Consider the following 7,414-nt stretch of genomic DNA (forward strand, 5'->3'; position numbering starts at 1 on the left):
GCCGCGGATGGCGGCGGAGCGGGAGTGCGGTGACCAGCCGTTGCGTTTCTATCTGGAGGCCATCGGCTGCGAGGCGACCACCGCCGCGGCCGTCGTCGCCGCCCGGAGCGCCGCAGCCGCTGCGCGGGAAGACCCAAAGCGCCCCACTCCTCCCCCCGAGCAGCTCCACGACCGGAATGAGGCGGCAGCGCGGGAGGCGCCGGCCGGAGCAGGCAAGGGGGAGCCCTCGCCGCAGTGGCGGGAGCTGGAGCGGCGGGTCGCATCCTGCCGGAGCTGCGCGCTGGCCGAGCGGCGCACGCAGACCGTCTTCGGCAGCGGCGACCCCGATGCCGAACTGCTGCTGATCGGCGAGGCGCCGGGCCGGGACGAGGATCTCCAGGGCGAGCCCTTCGTCGGCCGGGCCGGTCGGCTGCTCAACCGGATGCTGGAGGCGATCGACCTGACGCGCGAGGCGGTGCAGGTGATCAACGTGGTCAAGTGCCGCCCGCCGAACAACCGCGACCCCCGGCCGGAGGAGATCGCCGCCTGCCGCCCCTTCATCGAGGCGCAGATCCGGCTGGTGGCGCCGCGCGTGATTCTGCTGCTCGGCCGGGTCGCCGCCTGCGCCATGCTGGGAGAGCAGCGCCCGCTCTCGGTGTTGCGCCACCGCTGGCACCGGATCGAGGGGATCCCGACGCTGGTCACCTACCATCCGGCATTCCTGCTGCGCACCCCGGCGCGCAAGGCCGACGGATGGAGCGATCTGCTGCAGCTGCGCGCGCGGCTGGAGGCGGAGCGGGGTACGGCGCGCCGCTAGCCGGAGGCGCCCGTCTCCCTCCCGCCCCGCCGCCGGCGCAGCCGCCCGGCCAGCTTCCTGCTCCGCCGCCAGTGGCGCAGCACCATGATCCGCATGCCGCCGCGGCGCTCCTGACAGCGGGGGCAGGTGAGGTAGGCGAGATAGAGCGCCCCCGGCATCTTCGCCTCGGCGATCAGCGCCGACTGCATCGCCTGCACCTCCGGCTTGATCCGTCCGACGTCGCCCTTCACCACCCTGCAGCGGAGATGGAAGGGGGCAGGGAGGTTGTAGACCCCGTGGAGCGGCGAGCGCTCCTCGATCAGCGGGCAGAGGATCTGGCCGCGGAAGAGGCCGGTGCGGCTCAGGACGAAGCCGGGCCAGCGCTCGTGCAGCTCCAGCCGACGGAGGGTCTCATGCTGGTGGAAGAGGCGCGCCTCGTACCCGACCGGCATGTGCAGCAGACAGGGAAATGAGGTCTGCTGCACCAGCATCCCGCCGAGATCGACATCCCGTCCGTCCCACTCCGGCCAGGCCGGCGGGCAGCCGCACGGCAGACGCCCGCCGCCATCCTCCTCCGCGCGGCTCACGCCCGCCCGCCGGGATCGCCGCGGTAGATGTCCTTCAGCGTGAGCAGCACGTTGGCCAGGTAGATCCAGAATCCGACGGCCAGCACCGAGGCGGCGACCGAGATCACCGGCCCATAGAAGCGGTGGACCGCCGGCACCGCCTCCGGATCATGGAGCCACAACTCCCCCTCCACCGCCCCGAAGAGCATCAGGGCGATGTAGAAGGCGCCCACCCCGATCGCCGTCCACCAGAAGGAGTGCTCGGCCATCCGGTGGGAGTGGATCGGCTTGCCGGTGATCTTCGGCAACATGTAGTAGGTCACCGCCATGCCGAGGATGGTGACGCCGCCGACCAGGTTGATGTGGGCGTGGGCCAGAGGGTCGATCATGTGGCCCGGCCCGCCGTAGGGACTGCCGATGGAGTCGAGCCAGGCGCGTACCGGCGGGATCACCTGCAGCAGGCCGTGCACCGTCCCGATGAAGAAGGAGAGCACCGACATGATGAGGAACTTGACCAGATAGCGGTAGGAACCGGCGGGGTGACTGGAATCGGACATGGTGAGAAACGCTAGGGAGCCCCCTCCCGCCGCGCAACGACCGAGGCGGGGATGGCGGCGGCGCCCCGAAGGCACGGGAAGCGCTGCTGCTGCCTCCGCAGCCTCTCTTGCACCGCCCTCCTTTGCACCGCCGGCGACCGTCGGGTAGCGTGCCGGAACATGGCCGCCTCCATCCTCCTCGTCCTGCTCAGCTTCGCGCTCATGGGGGTGGGATGGCGCCTGCGCCATCGGCCACGCTGGCACGTCCCGATCATGGCGGCGGTGATGCTCTTCGATCTGCTGCTCTTCCCGCTCTGGCTCTACCGGACCCACGACTGGGGGCGTAGGCTGATCGACGAGGGGGACATCCTCTCCTTCGGGGTCTGGGCCCACTGGGGGCTGGTGCTGATGTTGCTCATCCTCTACGCGCTGCAGGCCGCCCTCGGCCGGGCGATCCTGCGCGGCGACGCGGGGCAACGCCAGCCCCACGCCCGTCAGGCGATCGGCATCCTCCTGGTGCGGCTGGCCGCCTTCGTCAGCGGCGCGATGCTGATCGTGCCCACCCCCACCTGAGGCGTGCCCCCGATGATGGATCCACCCGACCGCGCCGATGCAAACCATCGGGGTTGCAAACCACCTTCCCCCTGTACAGGATACCGCCGGCGGTGGACTCTCGCAGGGGGGGTTCACGGGTACCGAACAACGATATTATCGAGGTAATCAGGGAGGTTAGTAAGCTATGGGCGAATTCATCGAGTCGTCGGTCATGTTCCAGACCGGGGATGTTCTCAAGCTCTACGTGCTGATCTTCGGCACGCTGGCAACCATCGCCTTCATCAACTTTCGCGCCGCTTGCAAGAAGAACGAGCCCGTCGAGTAAGCGGCGCGACACGGGGCGAGGTGGAAGTGTGATGAGATTTTCAACAGCAACTGGAGGGAAGACAATGAAGGGTTTGTTTGGAATCGCCGGCGCGATCGCGGTGGCCGCGCTCGCGGCCGTGCCGACGGGGGCGCAGGCCGGCGAGAAGGCGATCGGCAACATCGATCACGGCCGGGTCATCTACCAGAACGGCAAGGGGGACGACGTTCCGGCCTGCGCCAGCTGCCACGGTGTGGACGGCCTGGGGAGCGACGACATGGGGACGCCGCGCCTCGCCTACCAGGTCGACACCTACATCCTGAAGCAGCTGGAGGATTTCGCCTCCGACCGGCGGACCGACAACACCATGTTCCAGATGAACGACATCGCCAAGGGGCTGACCCGGCAGGATCGGCGTGACGTGGCCGCCTACGTCCACTCGCTCAAGAACCCCTTCATGGGGTCGAATCTGGACGCGCTGCGCGCCAACGACGTCAAGGTGGGCGAGCCCTACAAGGGGGACATGTTGGTCAACTTCGGCGACGTCTCCCGCGGCATTCCGGCCTGCAAGAGCTGCCACTCCTTCAACGGGCGCAGCGCCGGTCGCATCTTCCCCGCCATCGGCGGACAGCGCTACACCTACCTCAAGCATGAGCTGGAGGCCTTCCGCGAAGGGGGAAAGGGATCGCGTGAGGACTCGGCCCGCTACAACGACCCGAGGGGGATGATGCGCAAGGTGGCCGCCCAACTGACCGACGACGACATCGCCAACCTGGCCGCCTTCCTCACCCTCGCCAAGCCGACGAGCGAGGGCAACCCGCGGGAGCCGAAGCGCAAGTAGTGCCTGCGACCGCCCCCGTCCCGGGGCGGAGCGCGGTGGCCGCATCACGAGACGGGGGCAGAGCGATCTGCCCCCGTTTTTTTCCGGCCTGCATCCACCCCCTTCCCCACCTCGACCCGGACGAGCAAAAAAATCCACGGACGGGCTTTTTGCGATTCGATCATGGTTGCCGGCATCGCAAGAAGCCGGCAGCCGCAGCCAGGATGGCCGCGCAAATCCGGAGGTTGCAGCCGTAACCGACGGATTTGTAAGAGGATCGAAGACCGCGCTCGTCGATCCTCATCGAGCAAGAGCCCACGGACGGGCTTTTTGCGATGCGATTCAATCATGGCAGAGCCACACCATCGCCCGCGTGCCTCGGTGATCTGGAAGCGGCAGATGCGACGCAGCGGCTATGCCATGGTCGCAGGCCTGCTGCTCCTGATCTATGCCCTGCCCGCCCTGCGCCACCTGCCCCACGACGCCCCCCTGCCCCCGTGGTTGATGGGGTTGGCGGTGCTGGGCGGGCTGGGGCTGCTGGGCGGCCTCTTCTCTCTCGTGCTCGCCCTCTTCTTCCACATGTGGCACAAGAGCAAGGGGTACGACTGATGCGTTCCTGCAACACCATCGGTGCGGCCGTCGGGGCGAGTGTCTGGAGCACACGTCCAAGGACGGACGTCTTGCGATCCAATCCCAACTGACGCGACCGTTTCCCATCGACGACGGCGCGGATCACGCCGCCCCCCCGCCGCACCGTGGCGGCCTGCCTCTGCTGTTGCTCCTCCTGCTCCCAGTCGCCATCTGGTGGCAGGAACCGGTGGCCCTTGCCGCGGATGGGTACGAGGTGGAGCTCCGACACAACCGCGCAATCCAGCAGCGGCTGCGCGCCGCTCGACGCGAACTGCAGCGCGACGACCGGCGGCTGGCCGCCCAGACCGAGAGGCTAGACCGCCAACTGCTCGCCGCCCGGCGGGAGCTCGAAGAGGCCGAGAAGGCCTACCGTCGGACGGACGGGATGGTGCGCAAGCTGCAGGCACGCCGTGCCTCCCTGCAGCGGATGGTGCAGAAGCTGCAGCGGCAGATCGCCGATGAGGCGGCCGCCGCCTGGATCCATGCCGGCCGCGGCATCTCCTGGCTCGATCTGCTCGCCGGGGTCCCGGTCGAGGAGATCCCCCACCGCAAACATATGATCGAGCTCCTGATCGCCGCCCACGAGGAGAAGAAGAACGCCCTCAAGCTGGCCATGGAGGATCTGGCAACGATCGAGCGGCGGCTGGTGGAGCGACGCAAGGAGCTACTCGCCCGCAAGCGGGACCGGGAGCAGCGGCGCGATGCGCTGCGGGCGCGCCGGGCGGAGAAGCGGCGCCTGCTGCGCGAAGTCCGGCGCAGGATGCGGGCCGGAGAGCGGCGGCTGGCGCAACTTCGGCGCCGGGAGCAGCGGCTGACCGAGCTGTTGGCCCGCGCCGACACCACCCTCACCGCCGCGATGCGCCGGCTCGCGCCCCGCTCCATCCGCCGAAGCAAGGGGCGGCTTCCCTGGCCGCTGGCCGGCCGGCTGGTGGGACGCTACGGCAGCCGCCACCCGGTCAGCGGCCGGCTGCGCGGCATCGAGATCGCACCTCGCCGCACCAGGGAGGTCCACTCCATCGCCGACGGTCAAATCAAGTTCGCCGACTGGTTCGGCGGTTTCGGCCTGACCATGGTGGTCGACTACGGCGGCGGCGTGGTGGCCATCTACGCCCACAACGACGCCCTCTACCACCAGGCCGGAGACTGGGTCGAGCAGGGCACACTGATCGCCCGGGCCGGCGCCACCGGCTGGGTGGAGCGGCCGCTGCTCTACTTCGAGCTTCGCGACCGCGGCAGGCCGGTCGATCCGTTGCGCTGGCTGCGCCGCCGGCCGTAGCACAACCAACGACGAAGGGGCATTGTTCGCGCTCTGAAGCAAATCGTCCAAGGACGGACGTTTGCGGTTTGATCGTTGATGAACACAGAAACCAACCCCCTGCTGGCCGACGACGAACTCCCCCGCTTCGGCGAGATCACCGCCGCCCACCTGCTGCCGGCGCTGGAGGAGGTGCTGCGCCGGCTGCGCCGCCGGCTGAAGCAGCTCGAGGAGGAGCCGCACCCCGACTGGCAGCGAATCATGGTGCCGCTGATGGAGATGGACGAGGCGCTCAGCCGTGTCTGGGGGCCAGCCGGCCACCTCAATGCGGTGTGCGACTCCGACGAGCTGCGCGACGCCTACGCCGAGGGGGTGAAGCGGGTCACCGCCTGGAGCTCGGAGATCGGCCAGAGCCGCCCGCTCTACCGGGCGGTCGCCCGCGTGCTGGAGCAGGCCGACGACGAGGGGCTCGACCGGGCGCAGCGCCAGGCGCTGGAACATGCGGTGCGTGACTTCCGTCTTGCCGGCGTGGCGCTCGACGACGACGCCCGGGAGCGGGTGCGCGCGATCCGGCTGCGGCTGTCGCAGTGTGCCACCGACTTCGAGAAGCACCTGCTCGACGCCACCCGCGCCTTCGCCCTCCACATCGACGACGAGGAGCAGCTGCGCGGCCTGCCCGAGCCGCTGCGCGAGGCGGCCGCCGCCCGGGCGCGCGACGACGGGGAGGAAGGGTGGAAGATCACCCTCGATCTCCCCTCCTACCTCCCCTTCATGCAATACGCCGAGACGCGCGCGCTGCGCGAGCGGCTCTACCGCGCCTATGTCACCCGGGGGAGCCATGGCGACTGCGACAACCGGCCGCTGATCGACGAGATCCTGCGGCTGCGCCACGAACTGGCCGGGCTGCTCGGATTCGCCCACTACGCCGACTGCTCGCTCGCGCGCAAGATGGCCGAATCGGTGGAAGAGGTGGAGCAGTTCCTCACCGATCTGGCCGCCCGTGCCCGGCCGGTGGCCGAAGCGGAGTGGGAGGAGCTGCAGCACTTCGCCCGCGAGGAACTCGACCTGCCGAAGCTTGCAGCGTGGGACATCCCCTTCGCATCGGAACGGCTGCGGCGCAGCCGCTACCGGATCGACCCGCAACAGCTGCGCCCGTGGTTTCCGCAGCCGCGCGTGCTCGCCGGGCTCTTTGCCATCGCCGAGCGGCTCTACGGCATCACCATCCGCGAGGGCGAGGCGCCGAAGTGGCACGAGGATGTGCAGTTTTTCGACATCTTCGATAAGAGCGGCGCGCCCATCGCCGGCTTCTGGCTCGACCCCTACGCCCGGCCGCACAAGCGCGGCGGCGCATGGATGGACGAGTGCCGGGTGCGCTGGCGCCGCCCCGACGGCACCCTGCAGCGGCCGATCGCCTACCTGGTGTGCAACTTCGACCGCCCGGTCGGCGACCGCCCGGCGCTGATGACCCACGAGGAGGTGGTCACCCTCTTCCACGAGTTCGGCCACGGCCTGCACCACATGCTGACCGAGGTCGATGTGCGGCCGGTCTCCGGCATCAACGGCGTGCCGTGGGACGTCGTCGAGCTGCCCAGCCAATTCATGGAGCACTTCTGCTGGCAGCGCGAGGGGCTGGAGCTGATCTCCGGCCACATCGACCACGGCAGGCCGCTGCCCGAGGAGCTGCGCGCCCGGCTGCTCGCCGCGCGCCACTTCCAGAGCGGGCTGCAGACGCTGCGCCAGATCGAGTTCGCCCTGTTCGACCTGCGGCTGCACGCAGGCTTCCTGCCCGACGGCCCCGACAGCGTCCACGCGCTGCTCGAGCAGGTGCGCGAAGAGGTGGCGGTGATCCGCCCGCCGCGTTTCAACCGCTTCGAGTGCAGCTTCTCCCACATCTTCGCCGGGGGCTACGCCGCCGGCTACTACAGCTACAAGTGGGCCGAGCTGCTCGCCGCCGACGCCTTCGACGCCTTCGA

At 69.4% G+C, this 7,414-nt stretch carries 8 protein-coding genes; 6 read left to right on the top strand and 2 right to left on the bottom strand.

What is annotated here, in order from left to right:
- The first annotated feature begins 7 nt into the window (after positions 1-7).
- The gene (locus tag D6682_05455) at positions 8-796 is read left to right on the top strand and encodes a uracil-DNA glycosylase (GenBank protein ID RMH51194.1); all 789 of its coding nucleotides are present in this window, start codon (positions 8-10) and stop codon (positions 794-796) included.
- Here the strand turns inward: D6682_05455 and D6682_05460 are convergent.
- Positions 793-1,362 (bottom strand): hypothetical protein, encoded by a 570-nt coding sequence (locus D6682_05460; protein ID RMH51195.1) that lies wholly within the window; start codon positions 1,360-1,362, stop codon positions 793-795. The two genes, D6682_05455 and D6682_05460, sit on opposite strands and share 4 nt — an antisense overlap.
- Positions 1,359-1,898, bottom strand: a complete 540-nt coding sequence (locus tag D6682_05465; protein ID RMH51196.1) for a cytochrome oxidase — start codon at positions 1,896-1,898, stop codon at positions 1,359-1,361. The genes D6682_05460 and D6682_05465 overlap by 4 nt, the downstream gene beginning before the upstream one ends.
- Positions 1,899-2,057: 159 nt before the next feature.
- Here D6682_05465 and D6682_05470 point away from each other — a divergent pair, with 159 nt between their 5' ends.
- The 5 genes from D6682_05470 to D6682_05490 form a co-directional block, all read left to right on the top strand.
- Positions 2,058-2,450 (top strand): hypothetical protein, encoded by a 393-nt coding sequence (locus D6682_05470; protein ID RMH51197.1) that lies wholly within the window; start codon positions 2,058-2,060, stop codon positions 2,448-2,450.
- A 371-nt stretch (positions 2,451-2,821) separates the two neighbouring features.
- Entirely contained in the window at positions 2,822-3,577 is a 756-nt protein-coding gene (locus tag D6682_05475; protein ID RMH51198.1) for a hypothetical protein, read from the top strand.
- A gap of 327 nt (positions 3,578-3,904) precedes the next feature.
- Positions 3,905-4,165, top strand: a complete 261-nt coding sequence (locus D6682_05480; protein RMH51199.1) for a hypothetical protein — start codon at positions 3,905-3,907, stop codon at positions 4,163-4,165.
- Positions 4,166-4,373: 208 nt separating this feature from the next.
- The gene (locus tag D6682_05485) at positions 4,374-5,462 is read left to right on the top strand and encodes a hypothetical protein (protein ID RMH51200.1); all 1,089 of its coding nucleotides are present in this window, start codon (positions 4,374-4,376) and stop codon (positions 5,460-5,462) included.
- Between the two features lie 78 nt (positions 5,463-5,540).
- A partial coding sequence (locus D6682_05490) for a M3 family peptidase (protein ID RMH51201.1) occupies positions 5,541-7,414 on the top strand: 1,874 nt, incomplete at its 3' end.

It is taken from the genome of Zetaproteobacteria bacterium (genome assembly GCA_003696765.1).
Classification (GTDB): Bacteria; Pseudomonadota; Zetaproteobacteria; order Mariprofundales; family J009; genus RFFX01.

Bases quoted from the DNA above. Each gene is read 5' to 3' on its own strand.
- D6682_05465 (RMH51196.1), bottom strand. From the start codon at position 1,898: ATGTCCGATTCCAGTCACCCCGCCGGTTCCTACCGCTATCTGGTCAAG.
- D6682_05475 (RMH51198.1), top strand. From the start codon at position 2,822: ATGAAGGGTTTGTTTGGAATCGCCGGCGCGATCGCGGTGGCCGCGCTC.
- D6682_05470 (RMH51197.1), top strand. From the start codon at position 2,058: ATGGCCGCCTCCATCCTCCTCGTCCTGCTCAGCTTCGCGCTCATGGGG.
- D6682_05455 (RMH51194.1), top strand. From the start codon at position 8: ATGGCGGCGGAGCGGGAGTGCGGTGACCAGCCGTTGCGTTTCTATCTG.
- D6682_05480 (RMH51199.1), top strand. From the start codon at position 3,905: ATGGCAGAGCCACACCATCGCCCGCGTGCCTCGGTGATCTGGAAGCGG.